We start from the raw sequence: 17,391 nt of genomic DNA on the forward strand, positions 1-17,391 counted from the left end.
TCCGGGCATCGCTGGCAACGGCCTGAGGTCCTGGTTCATGTCCCCACGGCTGCGATCGGATATTCCGCAATCACAGGAGCTCAATCACCGCTTCCTGGCCTCACCGCAACTTGCGACACGCTCCTAGTCCCCAAGTGCGATGGCCATCGGCGTGCTCAAAGCGTTTCTCAAAGCTGCAGCTGTCCACCTTGCCACTGCTCAGTCTGGCGAGCTGGTCTTCCCCTAGGGCGACATCGTCGCGGTGCACCAGCTCTGCAAACGCCAGCCCCGTCAGCTCCTCCATCGAGCGGCCCGTAAAAAAGGCCATGGCCCCATTGGCTGACTGGATCAAGCCCAGACCACCCCGCTCATCGATGGGAACAACAAAGGCCATCGGGATGCCTGCATCAGCAAAGGCGCTGTCGCTCAAAAATATGGTCATCGTCTTATCTCTCCGCTTGGCCCGTGAAGGTATGAACGCTCTTGCTTAATACCGGCAGGTTTTTCAGCCCCTCACACCATCTGCTCGGGCTGCACCCAGCGATCGAATTCTTCAGCGCTGATCTCGCCGAGCACCAGGGCGGCCTCCTTGAGGCTGAGCTGGTGGTTGTGGGCGTGCTTGGCGATGGCGCAGGCCCGGTCGTAGCCGATGGCGGGGGTGAGGGCCGTTACCAGCATCAGGCTCTGATCCAGCAGGGTTTCGATGCGGCTTTCATTGGCCCTGAGCCCCTCGACGCAATGCTGGTGGAAGCTGGTGCAGCCGCCTGCGAGCAGCTCGATGCTTTCGAGCACGTTGTGGGCGATCACCGGCTTAAACACGTTCAGCTCGAAGTTGCCCTGGCTGGCGGCCAGCTGCACGGCCGTGTTGTTGCCCATCACCTGCACGGCCACCATGGTCAGGCTCTCGGCCTGGGTGGGATTCACCTTGCCCGGCATGATCGAGCTGCCTGGTTCGTTTTCCGGAATCACAAGCTCCCCCAGGCCGCAGCGGGGGCCACTGGCAAGCCAGCGGATGTCGTTGGCGATCTTCAGCAGTGAGCCGGCCAGCACGGTGAGGGCCCCGTGGGCCGCGGCCAGGGGCTCGTGGCCGGCCAGGGCCTGAAACTTATTGGGCGCGCTGCTGAAGGGCAGACCGAGGCGCTCGGCCAGCCGCGCCGCCACCGCTTCGCCGAAGCCGCTGGGGGCATTCAGCCCGGTGCCTACAGCCGTGCCGCCGATGGCCAGCTGGCGCACCTGGGGCAGGCTGGCGCGGATGGTTTCCAGGGCTAGATCCAGTTGGGCTCCGTAGCCACTGAATTCCTGGCCCAGGCTCAAGGGCACCGCATCCTGCAGGTGGGTGCGGCCGATCTTGATGATCGAGCCAAAGGCCTCGGCCTTTACGGCCAGAGCGGCGCGCAGCGCCTCCACGGCGGGCAGCAGGGTGCGCTCCAGCTCAATCGCCACGGCCACATGCAGGGCCGCGGGGAAGGTGTCGTTGCTGGATTGGCTGAGGTTCACATGGTCGTTGGGGTGCACCGGGCTCTTGCTGCCCAGCACCCCACCGGTGGCTTCGATCGCCCGATTGGCGATCACCTCGTTGACGTTCATGTTGGTTTGGGTGCCGGAGCCCGTCTGCCACACCTTGAGCGGGAATTCAGCGTCGAGGCGGCCGGAGGCCACCTCCTCGGCAGCCGCCACGATCAGGGCGGCCAGCTCCGGAGTGAGCTTGCCCTTGGCCATATTCACCTCGGCGCAGGCTGCCTTGAGCGCTCCGAAGGCGTGCAGCACCGCCAGGGGCATGGCCTGGCCGAAGGGGAAATATTCGATTGAGCGCTGGGTCTGGGCGCCCCAGTAGTGCTGCTCGGGCACCTCGATGGCGCCCATGCTGTCGCTTTCAAGGCGGCCCATCAGCGGCTTACCACCTCGGAATTGAGCTCGTTGAAGCTCTCGGTGGTGCTGGTGGTGCCCCCCTCGGGTAGGGGGATGCCGGTGGCCTGGCTGACGGCGGCATTAATGGCATCGACGCTCACGGCTCCCTGCTCATCGAAGACAACCTGCCCCTCGCTGTTGAACACCACCACCTGGGGGATCAGGCCCGACCAGTAGTGGGCCGGATCGCTGGGGCCGGTGTCGGCCCGGTTTTGGAGCGGATCGGTAACCAGCGGAATCAGTTCGATGTTGTTGAGCCACACCCGCTGCAGCTCCGAGACCACCGCTGAGAATTGCTTGCTGGCTGCGTCGTCGTCGAGGTAGTAGACGACAACGGTGGTGCGGTGGTCTTCCAGGGCTTTAGCAAGGCTGCTGCGGGGCGGCACCAGGGAGCCGTTGCCGGCGTAGAGGGCGTAGATGTTGCCGTCGTAGCTGTTGCTTGTGAGCGAGGCCTGGGCGGGACGGCTACCGAGGCCCACCAGGCCCACAGCCAGCAGCAGCCCCAGGGCTGAACTGAGCAGGAGTCGCAGGATGGGCTGAAGGGTTGAGGCCCGTGCCCCGATCCCGTATTGCCCGTTCTTATTTCGCCCCATGCCAGCCTGCAAGCTCGTTTAAAGCCATTGTGGCGGGGCGTCAGCTGCGGCCCACGCTCTTGGCGATGCCCCGGCCCATGCCCTGGGCAATACCTCGGCCCACCAGGCCAATGGCCCGGCCCAGCACCCTGGTGAGTAGCACCACCACCAGATCGCCGAGGCCTCGCAGCAGGCCCTGCACCTGGGGCGCCAGGGCATCGCGGCTTTCCAGGGCCAGGGTCACCAGTTGCTGCAGCCAGCCCAGTTGGCGCAGTTCAGCGTCGCGGGGTTCGGTGAGCTCCTGGCAGCGGATGGCGCCATCGCGCAGGCAGTAGAGCCGGCGGCGGCTTTCGTAGAGGCTGATTGGCCGCTCCACCCAGCTGCTCCAACGCAGTTGGGCGTTGAGCTGGTTGCGCAGACGCTCCAGGTTGCGGGTGGCGAGTAGCTCGGGCTGGAGCAGGTAGCGACGCAACTCTGGCCAGCTGGCGCAGCTGGCAAGCAGCTCGGCACTCACCAGTTCGGCGCTGCGCACCAGCCAGTTGCTCAGTAGCAGTTCGAGGTAGAGCACGGCCCGCGGTTCGTCGGCGGCCAGCAGCTGGCCATCCACCAGCAGGGGCTGGGCCCGCACCAGGGAGGCCAGCATCGGCTGGGCCTCGGGAAGCTCCGGGTCGCGGCCCGTCAGATCGCTGCTGCGAAGCAGGCTGTCGGCCACCGGCAGCAGGCTGCCTTCGCAGGGCAGCTGCACGTAGGAATTCACCAGGCTGCGCATGGCCTGCTGGCGTAGCTCGGGCTGCCACTGCTCCCAGCGCTGCTGCAGGGGAGCAGGGTCGTCAAGCAGCCGCTGGCGCAGGCTGTCTACTTGGCTGAGCAGGGCGAGCAGCAGGTCGCGCCGCCGCTCGGGGCTGAGGCCCTCCAAGGCCAGCAGCTGGCCGCTTTGGTTGCTGAGCTCGGCACCACTGCCGGCCTCGAGCCGCTGACGAATGGCGCGCCAGATGCCATCGGCACTGCGCTGCTGCAGGGTGATCGCCAGCACGGGCTCCGGGCTGGGGCAGGGATCGGGCGCGCCCCAGGCCACACTCAGCGGCCCCCAAAGCAGCAGCAGCAGCTCGCGGGCTGCCGAGAGTTCGCGCAGGCGGCCCTGCAGCACCAGCAGCTGCACCAGGTTGGTGGGCGGCGGCGTCAGCAGGCGCTTGATGGCAGCGAGGTCTGCGTCGATCTGCTGCAGGCCGCTGATCAGCAGCCACTGGCCCAGTCCCAGGGCCGGGCTGGCTGCTGGGCTGGCTGCTGGGCGGGGGGAGGCGCTGCCTGCCGCTGCTGCCAGCACGCGCCCGCCTGTTAGCAGGGTGGCGAGGGCCGCCAGCAACTCCTGGGGGTTGGGCGACTCGAGGATTCCAGCCGCCGGCAGCTGCAGCAGGGCATCACCGGCCAGACCATGGGCCGGCGGCAGCAGCAGCAGCAGCGGGGCCGGCTGCCAGCGCTCCTGCAGGCGCAGCAATTCTTCGGCCAGGCGCCCGCCCTTGAGGTCGCCGCTGCTGGCCTGCCAGATCACCAGTTGGGGCAGCCCTTGCAGCTGTTCTGGTCGCTCAGCGACGCTGTAAAGCCCCGCCTGAGCCGTGAGCAGGCGGGTGAGGCCATCGCGCAGCAGCGGTTCGGCAAACAGCAGCAGCTGCGAACTCACGGGTTTGGGCAGGGCATGCGTCAAAGGTACCGATGCTGGAGCGGATTCTCCAGTCCTGGGTGGCGCAGGGATTCAGCTGCGGCGCCGGCCGGTGAGATTCAGGGTGTAGGTCTCGATGGCGAAGCCGGTACGGCGCTCGATTTGGTCGAGCAACTCGCGCGGTAGCTCGACGTCTAGGTCTTGGATGGCGCCTGATTGCGAGCAGGTGAGGTGGCTGTGGGGATCGCTGCGATAGCCGTAAAGCCGGCCACTGGCCCGGTCGAGGCACTCGATCACCCCAGCTGTCTGCAGGGCTTCGAGATTTTGATAAACAGACGTGTGCCCGATATTGCGGCCCAGGTTGTTGAGCTTTTCAAAGATGTCGCGGGCGCTGAGATGGCTTTTCTCAACCCAAAGCAAATCGAGCACCATGCGGCGCTGGCGGCTGAGCCTCATGCCCAGGTCGCGGCAACGCTGGTAGACGTCGTCTACGCAGGTTGATGGATTGGTTGGGGGAAGGGCGTCGGCGTTCACGCGACACGCCTCAAAACAGATTCAATCTGTTATAGGGCAGGTCGCAGCGATCCGCTTTTGCCAATGGGGCAGGCTGCCGGTTCAGGCCATCATCGAGCCACCAGTGGTCGGATCCTGCAGGCGGCCCTCGTCGATGGCTTGCAGGGCTTCAGCTAGATCCACACGTCCGTCGTAGAGGGCCCGGCCCACGATCACCCCCTCCACCCCTAGGGGCGCCAGGCTCAACAGCGACAGCAGGTGCTCCAGGTTGCCTATGCCGCCGGAGGCGATCACCGGCACGGCGCTGGCTTCGGCCATGGCCCGCAGGGCTTCGAGGTTGGGGCCCGCCAGGGTGCCGTCTGTGGCGATGTCGGTGCTGATGATTGCGGCGATGCCGCTGGCGCAGAAGCGCTCGGCTAGGGCGGTGGCTTCGGTGCTGCTCTCTTCGATCCAGCCGCGGGTGGCCACCTTGCCGTTTTTGGCGTCAATGCCCACCACGATCCGGCCTGGATAGCGCGATGCCAGCTCATCGACTAATTCGGGTTGCTCAAGAGCCACGGTGCCGAGGATGACCCGATCCAGTCCGAAGCTCAGCAGCTCCTCAGCCCGTTCGGCGCTGCGCACCCCACCCCCTAGCTGCACGGGGATGCTGAGGGCAGTGGTGATCGCCTTCACTGCCGCATCATTGACTGGTTGGCCGCTGCGGGCGCCGTCTAGATCCACCAGGTGCAGCCGCCTGGCTCCCTGCTGCTGCCAGCTGAGGGCCTGGGCCACTGGGTCGTCGGAGAAGCGCGTTACCTGGTCGTAGTCGCCCTGGTGCAGCCGCACGCAGTGGCCATCGAGCAGGTCGATGGCGGGAATTATCTGCATGGCTGCTGGAGGCAATTGCTGCCAGCCAGGCTGCCAGAGCTGCCGGTTGCGCAGCTCACCAAGCGGCACCACCAACCGAAAGCCCCGCTCCAGCACCGCCTGGAGTTCCACGGCCCGTTCCGCGCCCTGGCCCCGCTCCCCCAATAACGAGAAGTGGCGATAGCCGCGGCTGCCGGCGGGCCACGACGTGATGGTGGCGGGCTGGGCGGTGTAGGCCTTGGCCAGACGCATCACTGAAAGGGGCAAACCAGAGCCAAAGTGTGGTTTACGGCGCCGTCTTGGCAGCCAAAATTAGATGCTCCGTCTGTGAGCCCGATGGCCCGAGCTGGTGGGCCAAATACGCAGCGGCGTGGTGAACTCCAGCGTGGCGACCAAGCCGAGGGCCCAGGGCTACTGGTCGATCTTGTCCCTCTGGCAGCAGACGCTGGCGGCGCCACCGATCGAGCGGATCGACACGGGGATCAAGGTGGTGGAGTAACAGCCTCTGCTGGCCGGGGGTTTGAATGGCGCCCAGTTTCGCGGCCCCGGTGGCAGCAGCATGAACATCCTGGTGATGGGCGGCACCCGCTTCGTGGGCAAACCGCTGGTGGAGCGGCTGCAGGCTGCAGGCCATGCCCTCACCTTGTTTACCCGTGGCAACAAGCCAGCGCCGGCCGGGGTGGAGCACCTGATCGGCGACCGCAGCACTGCTGGGGGGCTGGAGCCGCTGGTGGGTCGCAGTTTTGATGTGATCGTCGATAGCTCGGGCCGCAGCCTTGAGGATTCCCGCGCTGTGATCGAGCGCACCGGGCCTCCGGCCCATCGCTTTGTGTATGTGAGCTCGGCCGGCGTTTATGCCGACAGCGAGCTTTGGCCCCTCGATGAAAACAGCCCCATTGATCCGGCCAGCCGCCACGCTGGCAAGGCCGAAACGGAAGCCTGGCTGCGCAGCGAGGGCATCGCTTTCACCAGCTTCCGGCCCACCTACATCGTGGGGCCGGGCAACTACAACCCTGTAGAGAGCTGGTTTTTTGATCGCATCGTGCACGGACGGCCCGTGCCCCTGCCCGGTGATGGCAGCACGATCACCCAGCTGGGCCATGTGGCAGACCTAGCCGCCGCCATGGCTCGCTGCATCGAGGTGGATGCCGCCGCCAATCGCATCTACAACTGCACCGGCAGCCAGGGCGTCACCTTCTGCGGCTTGGTGCAGGCAGCGGCCCGGGCGGCCGGCAAGGAGCTCGCTTCTGTGGAAATCCGCAGCTTCGATCCCGCTGCTCTCGATAAAAAAGCCCGCAAGGCCTTCCCGCTGCGCCTGGCCCACTTCCTCACCGACACCACCCGGGTGCGGCGCGAACTGGCCTGGGAGCCGGCCTTTGACCTAGAGGCCACCATCGCCGACAGCTACACCAACGACTACGCCCTGCGGACTCCCGCTACTCCCGATTTCTCCGCAGACGAGGCCTTGATCGGCTGAGCACCCTTGCCGCAGGTGAGGGGCCTATTTCCATAAGCTCCTGCCATGAACTGGACTATCGACTCCATTCCCGATCAGGCCGGACGCTTGGCCCTGATCACCGGCGCCAACAGCGGCCTGGGCCTGGAAACGGCTCGGGCGCTCCTGGCCAAGGGCGCCACCGTGGTGCTCGGTTGTCGCAGCCTGCCCCGGGCAGAGCGGGCCAAGGATGAATTACAGGCAGCGGCCGCTAGCGGGGGTGGTGCCGTTGAGCTGCTGGAGCTTGATCTGGCCAGCTTGGCTTGCGTGCGTCGTGCCGCTGCGGAATTTGCCGATCGCTACGGCCGGTTGGATCTGCTGATCAACAACGCCGGCCTGATGGCCCTGCCGCGGCAGCTCACCCCCGACGGCTTCGAGATGCAGCTGGGTGTGAACCACCTGGGCCATTTCGCCCTCACCCTGGCCCTGCTGCCGCTGCTATCAGACCGCCCGAATGCACGGGTGGTGAGCGTGACCTCAGGGGCCCAGTATTTCGGCCGGATTGCTTTCGACGATCTGCAGGGCGAGCGCCGCTACGACCGCTGGGCCGCCTACGGCCAGAGCAAGCTCGCCAATGTGATGTTTGCCCTAGAGCTGCAGCAGCGGCTGCGCGATCAGGGACAGGCCGTGTTGTCGCTGGCGGCCCATCCGGGCTTTGCCCGCACCAACCTTCAGCTGGCCTCGGTGGCTGCCAACGGCTCGTGGTTTGAACCCCTGGCCTACCGGCTGATGGGCCCGCTGTTGCAGAGCGCGGCCATGGGAGCGTTGCCCCAGTTGTTTGCCGCCACCGCACCTGAAGCCACCCCAGGCGGCCACTACGGACCAAATCAGTTTGGTGGCATGCGGGGCTGGCCCACCGAGGTGCGCATTGCCCCCGCGGCCCTCGATGCCGATCAGCGCCAGCGGCTCTGGCAGCGCAGCGAGGAGCTCACCGCTTTAGGGCTTGCGTAGGTAGCCCCAGGCCGAGCTCAGCGCCAGCAGCAACGACGGCCAGAACAGCCAGAAGCCAGCGGTCTGGAATGCTGCCGCCAGTCCGAAACCCCAGCCGTTGGGCCAGAGCAGCAGCAGCAGGCTGGCGAATTGCAGGATCGTTTTGAGCTTGCCGCTCCAGGAGGCCGGGCCGCCGCTGGCTTCAGCGGCGCGCCACCCAGAAATAAGTAGTTCCCGGGCCAGCAGCAGCCAGATCGCCCACAGGGGCAGGATCCCCTCCGCTCCAAGCCACAGCAGCGGCGCGCTGATCAGGATTTTGTCGGTGAGGGGATCGAGGCGGGCTCCCCACACCGAGCCGCCGCCGGCCCGGCGTGCCAGGGCGCCATCGGCCCAGTCGCTCAAGCCGCCCAGTAGCAGCAGCCACCAGGCCAGGACTGGTTGGCCCCCCGCCAGAGCAACGATCAGCGGTAGTCCCAGCACGGCCCGGGCCACGGTGAGGCCGTCGGCCAGTTGGCGTATCCGTTGCGTCGCCATCGTGTCTGCCGTGCTCGGCCCCAGAATGGCTCCAGTCGTCTTGTTTGGCCCGTGGTGCAACAGCTGGTTTCCGCCGTGATGTCTGCACCGGTGTTGAGTGTCACAGCGGACAGCCCCCTGCAGGAGGCCGTGCAGTTGATGAGCGAGCACCACATCAGCGGTTTGCCGGTGGTGGATGGCAGTGGCGCCCTGGTGGGCGAGCTCAGCGAGCAAGACCTGATGGTGCGCGAAAGCGGCTTCCAGCCCGGTCCCTACGTGATGCTGCTCGATGCGGTGATTTACTTGCGCAACCCGCTCAACTGGGACAAGGAAGTCCACCAGGTGCTCGGCAGCACCGTGGGCGAGGTGATGGGCCAACACCCCCACAGCTGCAGCGCCGAGCTGCCCTTGCCGGCGGCGGCTGGCCTGCTGCATGAGCGCAGCACCCAACGCCTGTTTGTGCTGGATGGCGAGCGCCACCCGGTGGGTGTGCTCACCCGCGGGGATGTGGTGCGGGCCCTGGCGGCTGCGGGCTGAAGCGAAGCAGGGGTATCAGCCGATCAGGGCTGTGGCAGGCCCGGTGGGGGCGGCGCTCCCGGCAGCGGAGCCCCTGTGGTGATCTGGCCCGTGGGGCCGACCGCCGAATCCACCGTTGCTTCTGCCGGTTCGGCACCCTCCAGTTCGGCGGCCCCTGGCGCCCCTGGATCCGCTGGCGAGGTGTACCCGTCCGCGGCCGCGGCTTCCTGCTCAGGCAGTTCTGCGCCTTCTGGCAGTACCAGGGGCTGGGAGAGGTCGGATGGCAGGCCGAGGGTCTCGAACTCCACCCCGGTGATCGCCGGGGTGGCGGCGGCTTGCTCTTGGCGCTGGCGCAGGGCCAGGGGGTCCGCGCTGATCGGCGGCTCCCGCAGGGGGGCCTTGGCGTTGGCCCGCAGGGGATCCCGGGGGCCACGAGGGGCCCAGATCAGCTGGGCGATGGGTTCCACCCCCTGCTCCATCAGCCGGTTGAAGCCGGCCAGGGCCCGGTCCACCAGTTGCCCGCCGAGGGTTTGGCCGCACTGGAAGGGATTGCCGCAGCCCTCCGCCGCCGTTCGCCCCGCCAGGCTGGCCAGCAGCGACCCCTGCAGGGGGGTGCTGCGTCGGCTAAGCCGCAGCAGGTAGGGCACGTGCACAAAGCTGGTGGCGCCACCGCTGATCCAGTTGGCGTCAGCCGCGCTGAAGCCCTTTTTGCCGGGGATGATGAAACGGCTCTTGGAGGCGTGGTCGGGCAGGTAGGCGGCCCGCAGCCCGCGCTGCCGAGCCAGGGAGCGGGTCTGCTCGAGGGTGAGGCCATCGCGGCTCATCAGCACCTCCAGCCGGCCGTCGGGGCGCAGGCCGATCACCATGCGGATCCTGGGTAGGAAATAGCGGATCTGCTGGCCCATTGAAATGCTGTAAGCACCGCGATAGCTGGCCGGCGGCCGCTCCAGGTCGTTGTAGACGCTGTGAAGCCCGCCGATGAAGCTGTCGTAGCGCTGGGCGCGATTGGCCGTCAGCTCGCCGAAGCCGAAGTCAACGCCCCCATCGCGGCGGATGCCCACAAAGGCCCGCTGGCGGGCAGCGGTGCGGTTGCGGCCGCGCCAGATGCGATCGCCCAGCTTGAGATCGCCCAGCGGCACTGTGATTTCCCGCCCGCGCGCATCGACGTGGCGCTCGTACATCGGCCCCGAAAAGAAGGCCAGGGCCTGGCTGTCGGCGTAGGCCTCCTGTTCCCGATCCCAGCCCTCCAGCAGGTCGATCTGCACGGCCCGGGGATCGAAGTCGAGGGCATAGGTGCTGTCGTCCGGCTGGTAGCGGAACGGTTGGTCGTCGGCGCGGGTGAGTAGGGGTGCTCCGGCCCGGGGGCCGGACTCGGGCAGCGGTGGGGCAATGGCCACCAAAAAGGTGAGAAAGCCTGCCGGCAGAGCCACCGTTAGCATCCGCTTGTGTCGCCACAACGGGCGGCGGGACCTGGGGCTCAGGCGGCCCGATTGCTGCTGTGGGGTGCTTGCGTCCAATCCACGACGGCGCCGTCGGCCACCAACCAGATCCGATCACGTTGGGAGCAGGGATGGCCTCCCGTCAAGCGCCCGAAGGCTGGCATGGCTAAGCGCTCACTGGCTTCGCAATAGCTGAAGCAGGGCAGCCGCAGCCGATCGGCACCCCGGCCCACCACTGCTACTGGATGCAGGTGGCCGCAGAGGTTGAGCATGCCGGCCCGGGGTTCTGGAATGTGGCTCAGCCACCAGGGGCCCAGGGCTTGGGAAGGCTCCTGCGGCAGCCCCTCGATCCAGCTGCCCTGCTCATGGTTGCCGCCGATCAGGCGCAACGGGCAGCCCAGCAGCTCCGGTAGGGCAGCCAGCTTGGCGCGAAGTTCGCCGGTGAGCCCCAGGCGGCTGTGGATCAGGTCTCCCAGCACCACCACCTGCTGGGGCTCCAGCTGATGGGCCAACTCCAGGAGTCCATTGAGGGTCGCGCCGTCGCCATCGCTGGGCAGGGGAATGCCGTGGGCCTGGAAGGTTTCCGCCTTGCCTAGATGCAAATCGGCCACTAATAAGATTCGGCGCTGGGGATCCCATGCCGCCTTGGTTCCAAGCAGCTGCAGCTGCTTGCCCCGCCAGTCAAAGCTGACACTTGCTGCAGCAGCGCCTCGTGCCGAGTTCAAGCCCTGCCCATGCCGCGTTGGTAGGCCGGCCGGGCCTGGGTGGCGGCAATCGTGGCCTGCACGTTGGGGTAGGGAGTTAGGTCGATCTGGGGGAAGAAGATCGGCAGATAGGCCAGGTAGGCATTTACGGCGCAGTCGGCAACGCTCCAGGCTGGATCGCCCCAGGGCCCTGCCAGCAGGGAGCGGCCGCCTGCCAGCAGCCCATCGAGCACCCCCATCAGCTGCGGGAATTCCCGCTCCCGGTTGGCAGGCACAAACAGCGCCACGGCCAGGGTGGCATTGGCAAACAGGATCCACTGGTTTGCCAGGGCCCGCTGGGCTGCCATTTCAGCCTCCGTGCCAGTGAATTCGTTGGCGTGGTGATCCGCCAGATGCAGCAGGATTGCGCCGCTTTCAAACAGCTGCAGCGGTTTGCCGCCAGGCGCTCGCAGGGTTTCATCCACCAGCGCAGGCACCTTGGCGAAGGGGTTGATGGCACAAAAGTTTTCTCTCTTGTGCTCGCCTGCCTCCATGTCGAGTTGAATCCATTCGTAGGCAATCCCCTTCTCCTCTAGATACCAGCGGGGCATGGAGGCGCGGCTGCGGGCGCCGCCATAGAGCTTCAGGGTCATGGATTGGTGCTGAGTTGCTTAGGAGTTGCGGCAGAGCCGTTGGATGTCGGGGATGCGATAAAGGCTGTTGATGTCGCTGGGCTGAGCCTCGGCCAGCTTTGTGTTCTTGGTGAGACCGTTGCTTGCCCCAAGCCTGTTGGCGAGGCTGGCCTTTTCTGCACCTCGGGCTGAGCGCCATTGGGCGCAGAGCTCGAGGTTGCCAGGTGCCGATGGAGCAACCAGCAAAAATGACATCAGAAGGTGGATGGCTTTGACCCTTCAGCGGCGATAATTGTTGCAGTAGTAGACGCTTCAGCCATGACCATCGCCTTGTTGATTGCCCTGGCCGGTTCCTTGGCCCTGATGGCTCTGATCGTCAAGCGTTTGGAGCAGGCCTGAGCTAGCAGGTGCCTGAAGGGAGGCACGACTCAGCTGCACAGGATTGCTCTTGGCCAGCTTCTGGCACGAGCACCACTAATTCATCGCCGCCCTGACGGCAGAGCATGTCGCCCTCGCGGATCACATTCCGAAACCGATCCGCCACGATCTGCAGTACTTGGTCGCCCACGTTGTGGCCGAACTGGTCGTTTACAGACTTGAAGCCGTCGAGATCGAGCTAGAGCAGCGCGACACCGCGGCCATGGCGCTTGGCTAGGACGAGATGGCGCTCCAGCTGCTCCATCAGCATCGAGCGGTTTGCCAACCCGGTGAGGCTGTCGTGCTGGGCCATGAAGTGCACGGCCTGCAGCATGCCTACGTAGTACTGGGGCTCGAGGCTCTCGTCGCGCACCGTGGAGATGTTGAGGTGATGGCATCTGATCTCACCGCTGAGTACCAGGTTCCAGATGTCGCCCTCCCAGAAGCCCTTGTGGAGCACCTCATCCCACATCCGCTTGTAAAAGGCGTTGTTGGCCATCAGGATCCAGGGATCTACCCTAACGGCGGTATTCCTGACAACAATCAAACGCTAGCCATGGCGCCTTCGGCTCGCTCGGCTGCCATAGGAGGAACTTAATTAGAAAAGCCTGCCGCTAAGATTGGATTGACAAAGCTTTTAGTCCATGCTGACCCAAGATAGGCCCGGGTTTCATGTTTGGCATGTCTGGTGTGATCATCAAGGGGTGAGTCATCAAAAGAAGGAGTGGTTGGATGATTTTAAGCTGATCACATTTATCCAGGGAATAGCAAGTGTTTGGCAGTCTGGTCCTCGTGATGATGCAACTGGTGTTGTGTTTTTATCTCTGGTGCCTGGTCAAGAGTATGAATGGCATGAAAACCCTGTGCCTCAGTGGATCGTGCCAATTGTGGGGCGCTGGTTTGTGACAACGATGGATGGCGTGCGGGTAGAGATGGGGCCTGGCGAGATATCGTTTGGTGCTGATCAGAATTGCCGACTTATTGAAGGTCGTAGAGGTCATCTCTCTGGTGCTGTTGGCTCGGAACCTGCGGTGATCATGTTGATCCAGGTGGCCTCGAATCCGTTCGGAGATGTTTGAGAGTGGATGATCAAGATCGATAGAACCTGTGTTTTGGAAAGCCCAGTTCGCCCTCGGTGCTGGGATCTTTGATGTATCACCTCCCCTCCGCTGCCCCTGCGTCTTTGATCAACCGCTGAAGCCTGTCCAGCAGCGACTCATTACTCATGCGGTTGTTTAGGCGCTCCGCCAGTAAGGGGAAGGCCAGCGGGCCGGGCCGGGCGGTGCGCTCCAGCTGCAAACTGCATCGCTGCAGCCGCTGCAAGGCCAGGGTGATCCTGGGCAGATCCAGTTGGTCGGTGAGCACTTCTGATCTGGCCTGGGCCAGGAGGAGGTTGGCTGGTTCGTGGCGGCTGAACACATCAAAAAGCAGGGCGGCACTGATCTGCAGTTGACCGCCGGATTTGGACTGCCCGGGGTAGCCGTTCAGCACCAAGCCGCTGATCTGGGCAATGGCGCGGAAACGCCTCCGGCATAGCTCTGAGAGGTTGATTGCCTGCTCCAGATCAACCTTGAGATCGCTGTCATCGAGCAGTTCTTCGGCGTGTATCTCAAATAACTCTTCAAATGGATATTTTTTTGGCGCTAGCAGTTCAAAGCCGTAGTCGTTTACCGACACCGTGATCGTGCTGGGCTGGTGGCGGGCCAGGCGCCAGGCCCAGAGAAAACCCAGGCCCTCGTGTACAAAGCGCCCTTCAAATGGATAGGCATAGAGGTGGCTGCCCTCACGGCTGTTACACACCTCCACCAGTAGTTCGTGTTGCCTTGGCAGCCTTGAGAGCTGCACCTGGCGCTGAAGCAGGGCCTCCAGGGCCATAAGTTCGGGGCTATCGAGCTTGGCTTCCCCCTCCAGGGCGCGGGCGCAGCGATCCACTTCGGCACGCAGGTGCTGGCTGAGCAGGTCGGAAAGGGCCATCTGGCCGCCAGACCAGGCGGGCACGGTGCTGCTTTTTTTAGAGCTGGCCTTCACCTGGGCCGTCATCTCCCGCAGCCGCACGAATTCCAGTTGACGGCCGGCAAAGAAGAACACATCGCCGGTCTTGAGCCGGCCGATGAAGGCCTCTTCCACATGGCCGAGCACGGCGCCGCGCACAAAGCGCACGGTTACGGCCCGGTCGGCGGTGATGGTGCCGATGTGCAGGCGGTGCATCCGGGCGATCGCCTTTTCCTTCACCACATAGAGATCGCCTTCGCGCTCGAGCTTGCGGTAGCGCGGATAGGCGCCGAGGCAGTCGCCTCCGTGCTCAAGGAAGCGCAGGCACCATTGCCAGTCGTCATCGCTGAGCTGGCGGTAGCTCCAGGCGGTGCGGACCGTTGCCAGTGCCTGGGCCGGTTCGAATCCCGGGCCGCAGGCCAGGCTGGTGAGGTGCTGGAGCAGCACGTCGATCGGTGCCGCCGGTGGTCGGCGCGCCTCCACCAGCCCCTCGCTCAGACCCCGCCGCAGGGCGCTTAGCTCCAGCAACTCCAGGGCATGGGTAGGCATGAACAACACCTGGGAGGTGCCGCCGGGGAGGTGGGCGCTGCGGCCAGCTCGCTGCAGCAGCCGGGCCACATTTTTAGCTGAGCCGATCTGCACCACCCGCTCCACCGGCTGGAAATCAACGCCCAGATCGAGGGAGCTGGTGCACACAACCCAACGCAGATCACCTGCTTTCACCCCGGCTTCGATCGCTTCGCGCTCGGCCCGGTCGATGGCGCTGTGGTGCAGGGCCAGGGCGCCCTCCATCTCAGGGCAGGCGTAGCGGAGGCACTGGTGCCAGCGCTCGGCCTGGTTGCGGGTGTTGGTGAACAGCAGGGTGGAGACGCCCGGCTCCAGGGCCGCCACCAGATCCTCATAGCGCCGCAGCCCGAGGTGGCCGGCCCAGGGAAAGCCATCGATCGACTCGGGCAGCAGGCTACGGATCTCCGTTGCCCGGGCAATCGGTGCGGTGATCAGGCGGGGTTCGCTGGCTGGGGCACCTGCGGCACCCGTACCGACGGCGCTACGGGCCGCCTCGTCGAGATTGCCAATGGTGGCGCTGATCGCCCAGGTGCGCAGGGCCGGCCGCTGGCTTCGCAGCCAGCTCAAGCAGAGCTCGGTTTGGCTGCCCCGCTTGCTGCCCATCAACTCGTGCCACTCATCCAGCACCACCGCCTGAAGACCAGCAAATAGGGCAGGGGCCTTGGGGTTGGCCAGCAGCAGGCTGAGCGATTCCGGCGTGGTGATCAGAATTTCGGGCGGGCTGCGCAGTTGCTTGCCGCGCTCGTAGCTAGAGGTGTCGCCATTGCGGATGCCAACCCGCAGCGGCCAGCCCATCGCCTCGATTGGCTGCTGGATCGCCAGGGCCAGATCCCGGCTCAGGGCGCGCAGGGGGGTGAGATAGAGCAGGCGCAGGCCGGGGCTGGGCTCGGCCAGCAGCTCCGCGATCGGACCCATCACGGCGGCGTAGGTTTTGCCCGAGCCGGTGGGCACCTGGATCAGGCCGCTCTCGCCGGCCAGATAGGCCTGCCAGCACTGGCTCTGAAAGGGCAGGGGCGTCCAGCCCTGAAGCTCAAACCAGGCTTCGATCGGGGCCAGGAGATCGCCGGACTTGGGTTGGCGACGGGGCTTCCGGCTCATGGCTGGGATTCCAGTAGGGCCAGGGCGCTGGCCAGGGTGTCGGCTTCCGCGGCTGGTTTTTCTTGGCGCCAGCGGGCGATGCGGGGGAAGCGCACGGCGATGCCGCTCTTGTGGCGGCTGGAGCGCTGCAGCCCCTCGAAGGCCAGCTCAAAAACCTGCACCGGCTCTACCGCGCGCACCGGCCCGAAGCGCTCGGTGGTGTGGCTGCGGATCCAGCGATCCAGCGCCGTGATCTCACCATCATTTAGGCCGGAGTAGGCCTTGGCGAAACTCACCAACTCGCCCTCGGCGTTCCAGAGCCCAAAGGTGTAATCGGTGTACAGGTTGGCGCGGCGGCCACTGCCGGCCTGGGCGTAGAGCAGCACCGCATCGAGCGTGTAGGGATCGCGCTTGTGCTTCCACCATTGGCCCCGCTTGCGGCCGGCCAGGTAGGGCGAAGCGAGGCCCTTGAGCATCAAGCCTTCGGCGGCGGCGCTGGCGGCCTGCTGGCGCAGCGGCTCCAGCTGCTCCCAGGCCCTTAGTGGTAGGAGGGGGGATAGGCGCAGGAGCCCGGCTGCGGGGGTGGGTGTCGTTTCAGGCAGGTCTTGGAGCAGCTCCTCCAGGGCTGAGCGGCGCTGGCTCAGGGGTCGCTGGCGCAGGTCGTCGCCCCCCAGCTCCAGCAGGTCGTAGGCCACGAAGGCCGCCGGACACTCGGCCAGCAGCTTGCGCCCTGGCGCCTTGCGGCCCAGGCGGCGCTGCAGCTGGGCAAAGGGGGCGGGCTGGTCGGAGCCGGGGGGCCACACCAGGATCTCGCCATCGAGCACGGTGCCGTTGGCCAGGCACCCTGCCGCTGCGAGCAATTCGGGGAAGGCGGCACCGATTAATTCTTCGCCGCGGCTCCATAAAAAAACCTCGTTGGCGCGGCGGATCAGCTGGCCGCGGATGCCGTCGAACTTCCACTCCGCTTGCCAGTCGCTGGCGGGGCCGGCCGGCTGCTGCTCCAAGGGCGATGCCAGGTAGAAGGGGTAGGGGCGGCTGGGCACCGCTTCGGCTCCATCGGCTGGGGCCAGCAGGGCGGTGAGGGCGGCAGCACCGGGCTTGAAGCCGCCCATCAGCCGGTGCTGCAGCTGCGCTTCCTCCAGCCCGCTGAGGCGTGCCAGGGCGCGCACCACCAGCCCCTGGGCCACGCCCACCCGCAGGCCACCGGTGAGCAACTTGTTGGCTACCAGCAGTTCGGATCTGCTGAGGCCCCGCCAAAGCTGCCGCACCGCTTCTGCTTGCTCGCTGCCCTCTAAGGCGGCGGCGGCCGGCAGCAGCTGCTCCATCCAGTGCTGCAGGGAGTGCTGCAGGGGTTGGCTCGCCCCAGCTCCCACCTGGGCCCAGAGCAGGGTGATCGTTTCGGCCGAATCACCAACGTGGGCGTAGCAGTCGTCGAACAACCACTCCGGCAGGGGGGATTCCTCCAGGCAGATCTGGCGCAGCCGCCGTCCGGTGATCAGGCGCTTGCCCTGCTTGCCCAGCAGCACGTGCAGGGCCCAGGCGCCATCGGCGGCATCAACACCACTGAAGTAGGCGACGAGGGCATCCACCCGGGCCTGGGTGCCGCTGCTGGCATCAAGGGCGCTGTAGAGATCGGCGAAGCGACGCATGCC

At 65.9% G+C, this 17,391-nt stretch carries 20 protein-coding genes and 2 pseudogenes; 6 read left to right on the plus strand and 16 right to left on the minus strand.

Features of this window, described 5'->3' with window-relative positions:
* Positions 1–100: 100 nt before the first annotated feature.
* The 7 genes and pseudogenes from KBY83_RS11230 to KBY83_RS11260 form a co-directional block, all read right to left on the minus strand.
* Positions 101–421, minus strand: coding sequence for a PAS domain S-box protein (locus tag KBY83_RS11230; RefSeq protein ID WP_255019610.1), 321 nt, complete (start codon positions 419–421; stop codon positions 101–103).
* Positions 422–492: 71 nt separating this feature from the next.
* Positions 493–1,866 carry a class II fumarate hydratase gene (fumC, locus tag KBY83_RS11235; RefSeq protein ID WP_255019611.1) on the minus strand — a complete coding sequence of 458 codons (1,374 nt, stop codon included), beginning with the start codon at positions 1,864–1,866 and terminating at the stop codon, positions 493–495.
* The gene (locus KBY83_RS11240) at positions 1,866–2,480 is read right to left on the minus strand and encodes a thylakoid membrane photosystem I accumulation factor (protein WP_255019612.1); all 615 of its coding nucleotides are present in this window, start codon (positions 2,478–2,480) and stop codon (positions 1,866–1,868) included. The genes fumC and KBY83_RS11240 overlap by 1 nt, the downstream gene beginning before the upstream one ends.
* Positions 2,481–2,520: 40 nt before the next feature.
* Positions 2,521–4,137 (minus strand): DUF3685 domain-containing protein, encoded by a 1,617-nt coding sequence (locus tag KBY83_RS11245; protein ID WP_255019613.1) that lies wholly within the window; start codon positions 4,135–4,137, stop codon positions 2,521–2,523.
* Positions 4,138–4,209: 72 nt separating this feature from the next.
* The gene (locus KBY83_RS11250) at positions 4,210–4,572 is read right to left on the minus strand and encodes a transcriptional repressor (RefSeq protein WP_106501595.1); all 363 of its coding nucleotides are present in this window, start codon (positions 4,570–4,572) and stop codon (positions 4,210–4,212) included.
* Between the two features lie 159 nt (positions 4,573–4,731).
* Entirely contained in the window at positions 4,732–5,499 is a 768-nt protein-coding gene (gene hisA / locus KBY83_RS11255) for a 1-(5-phosphoribosyl)-5-[(5-phosphoribosylamino)methylideneamino]imidazole-4-carboxamide isomerase (protein ID WP_255019643.1), read from the minus strand.
* 30 nt (positions 5,500–5,529) lie between these two features.
* Positions 5,530–5,730 (minus strand): annotated as a pseudogene (locus KBY83_RS11260) (TIGR02450 family Trp-rich protein); the annotation flags it as partial.
* Positions 5,731–5,827: 97 nt separating this feature from the next.
* Here KBY83_RS11260 and KBY83_RS11265 point away from each other — a divergent pair.
* From KBY83_RS11265 to KBY83_RS11275, 3 genes are read left to right on the plus strand one after another with little or no spacing between them, the layout of a single operon-like run.
* Complete coding sequence (locus KBY83_RS11265; protein WP_255019614.1) at positions 5,828–5,977, plus strand: hypothetical protein; 150 nt, start codon at positions 5,828–5,830, stop codon at positions 5,975–5,977.
* A gap of 60 nt (positions 5,978–6,037) precedes the next feature.
* The gene (locus KBY83_RS11270; RefSeq protein ID WP_255019644.1) at positions 6,038–6,955 is read left to right on the plus strand and encodes an NAD-dependent epimerase/dehydratase family protein; all 918 of its coding nucleotides are present in this window, start codon (positions 6,038–6,040) and stop codon (positions 6,953–6,955) included.
* A gap of 45 nt (positions 6,956–7,000) precedes the next feature.
* The gene (locus tag KBY83_RS11275) at positions 7,001–7,924 is read left to right on the plus strand and encodes an oxidoreductase (RefSeq protein ID WP_255019615.1); all 924 of its coding nucleotides are present in this window, start codon (positions 7,001–7,003) and stop codon (positions 7,922–7,924) included.
* On the opposite strand, the gene KBY83_RS11280 is transcribed toward KBY83_RS11275, so the two are convergent.
* The gene (locus tag KBY83_RS11280) at positions 7,910–8,437 is read right to left on the minus strand and encodes a CDP-alcohol phosphatidyltransferase family protein (protein ID WP_106501598.1); all 528 of its coding nucleotides are present in this window, start codon (positions 8,435–8,437) and stop codon (positions 7,910–7,912) included. The two genes, KBY83_RS11275 and KBY83_RS11280, sit on opposite strands and share 15 nt — an antisense overlap.
* 78 nt (positions 8,438–8,515) lie before the next feature.
* On the opposite strand from KBY83_RS11280, the gene KBY83_RS11285 reads away from it, so the two are divergent.
* Positions 8,516–8,953 carry a CBS domain-containing protein gene (locus KBY83_RS11285; protein WP_254929578.1) on the plus strand — a complete coding sequence of 146 codons (438 nt, stop codon included), beginning with the start codon at positions 8,516–8,518 and terminating at the stop codon, positions 8,951–8,953.
* A gap of 23 nt (positions 8,954–8,976) precedes the next feature.
* Here KBY83_RS11285 and KBY83_RS11290 read toward each other — a convergent pair whose 3' ends face one another.
* Genes KBY83_RS11290 through KBY83_RS11305 form a run of 4 tightly spaced genes read right to left on the minus strand, consistent with a single transcriptional unit; the run spans position 8,977 to position 11,941 of the window.
* Complete coding sequence (locus KBY83_RS11290; protein ID WP_255019616.1) at positions 8,977–10,371, minus strand: hypothetical protein; 1,395 nt, start codon at positions 10,369–10,371, stop codon at positions 8,977–8,979.
* A gap of 38 nt (positions 10,372–10,409) precedes the next feature.
* Positions 10,410–11,096, minus strand: coding sequence for a ligase-associated DNA damage response endonuclease PdeM (gene pdeM / locus KBY83_RS11295; protein WP_255019617.1), 687 nt, complete (start codon positions 11,094–11,096; stop codon positions 10,410–10,412).
* Complete coding sequence (locus KBY83_RS11300; RefSeq protein WP_255019618.1) at positions 11,093–11,707, minus strand: glutathione S-transferase family protein; 615 nt, start codon at positions 11,705–11,707, stop codon at positions 11,093–11,095. Before KBY83_RS11300 ends, pdeM begins: the two co-directional genes overlap by 4 nt.
* Positions 11,708–11,725: 18 nt before the next feature.
* Positions 11,726–11,941: a hypothetical protein gene (locus tag KBY83_RS11305; protein WP_106501601.1), complete on the minus strand. Its 216-nt coding sequence runs from the start codon at positions 11,939–11,941 to the stop codon at positions 11,726–11,728.
* A gap of 6 nt (positions 11,942–11,947) precedes the next feature.
* On the opposite strand from KBY83_RS11305, the gene KBY83_RS11310 reads away from it, so the two are divergent.
* Positions 11,948–12,085, plus strand: coding sequence for a hypothetical protein (locus tag KBY83_RS11310; RefSeq protein ID WP_161956100.1), 138 nt, complete (start codon positions 11,948–11,950; stop codon positions 12,083–12,085).
* Position 12,086: 1 nt separating this feature from the next.
* Here the strand turns inward: KBY83_RS11310 and KBY83_RS11315 are convergent.
* Together KBY83_RS11315 and KBY83_RS11320 are read right to left on the minus strand one after the other, a co-directional pair.
* Positions 12,087–12,290: pseudogene (locus tag KBY83_RS11315) on the minus strand (GGDEF domain-containing protein); the annotation flags it as partial.
* Between the two features lie 12 nt (positions 12,291–12,302).
* The gene (locus KBY83_RS11320; protein ID WP_255019619.1) at positions 12,303–12,602 is read right to left on the minus strand and encodes a hypothetical protein; all 300 of its coding nucleotides are present in this window, start codon (positions 12,600–12,602) and stop codon (positions 12,303–12,305) included.
* 145 nt (positions 12,603–12,747) lie between these two features.
* Here KBY83_RS11320 and KBY83_RS11325 point away from each other — a divergent pair, with 145 nt between their 5' ends.
* The gene (locus KBY83_RS11325; RefSeq protein WP_255019620.1) at positions 12,748–13,182 is read left to right on the plus strand and encodes a cupin domain-containing protein; all 435 of its coding nucleotides are present in this window, start codon (positions 12,748–12,750) and stop codon (positions 13,180–13,182) included.
* A gap of 76 nt (positions 13,183–13,258) precedes the next feature.
* On the opposite strand, the gene KBY83_RS11330 is transcribed toward KBY83_RS11325, so the two are convergent.
* Together KBY83_RS11330 and KBY83_RS11335 are read right to left on the minus strand one after the other, a co-directional pair.
* A complete protein-coding gene (locus KBY83_RS11330) occupies positions 13,259–15,760 on the minus strand; it encodes a ligase-associated DNA damage response DEXH box helicase (protein ID WP_255019621.1) in 2,502 nt (833 codons plus the stop codon).
* Entirely contained in the window at positions 15,757–17,388 is a 1,632-nt protein-coding gene (locus tag KBY83_RS11335; RefSeq protein WP_255019622.1) for an ATP-dependent DNA ligase, read from the minus strand. Before KBY83_RS11335 ends, KBY83_RS11330 begins: the two co-directional genes overlap by 4 nt.
* Positions 17,389–17,391: the final 3 nt, after the last annotated feature.

Source organism: Cyanobium sp. WKJ7-Wakatipu (assembly GCF_024345355.1).
GTDB lineage: Bacteria > Cyanobacteriota > Cyanobacteriia > PCC-6307 > Cyanobiaceae > Cyanobium_A > Cyanobium_A usitatum.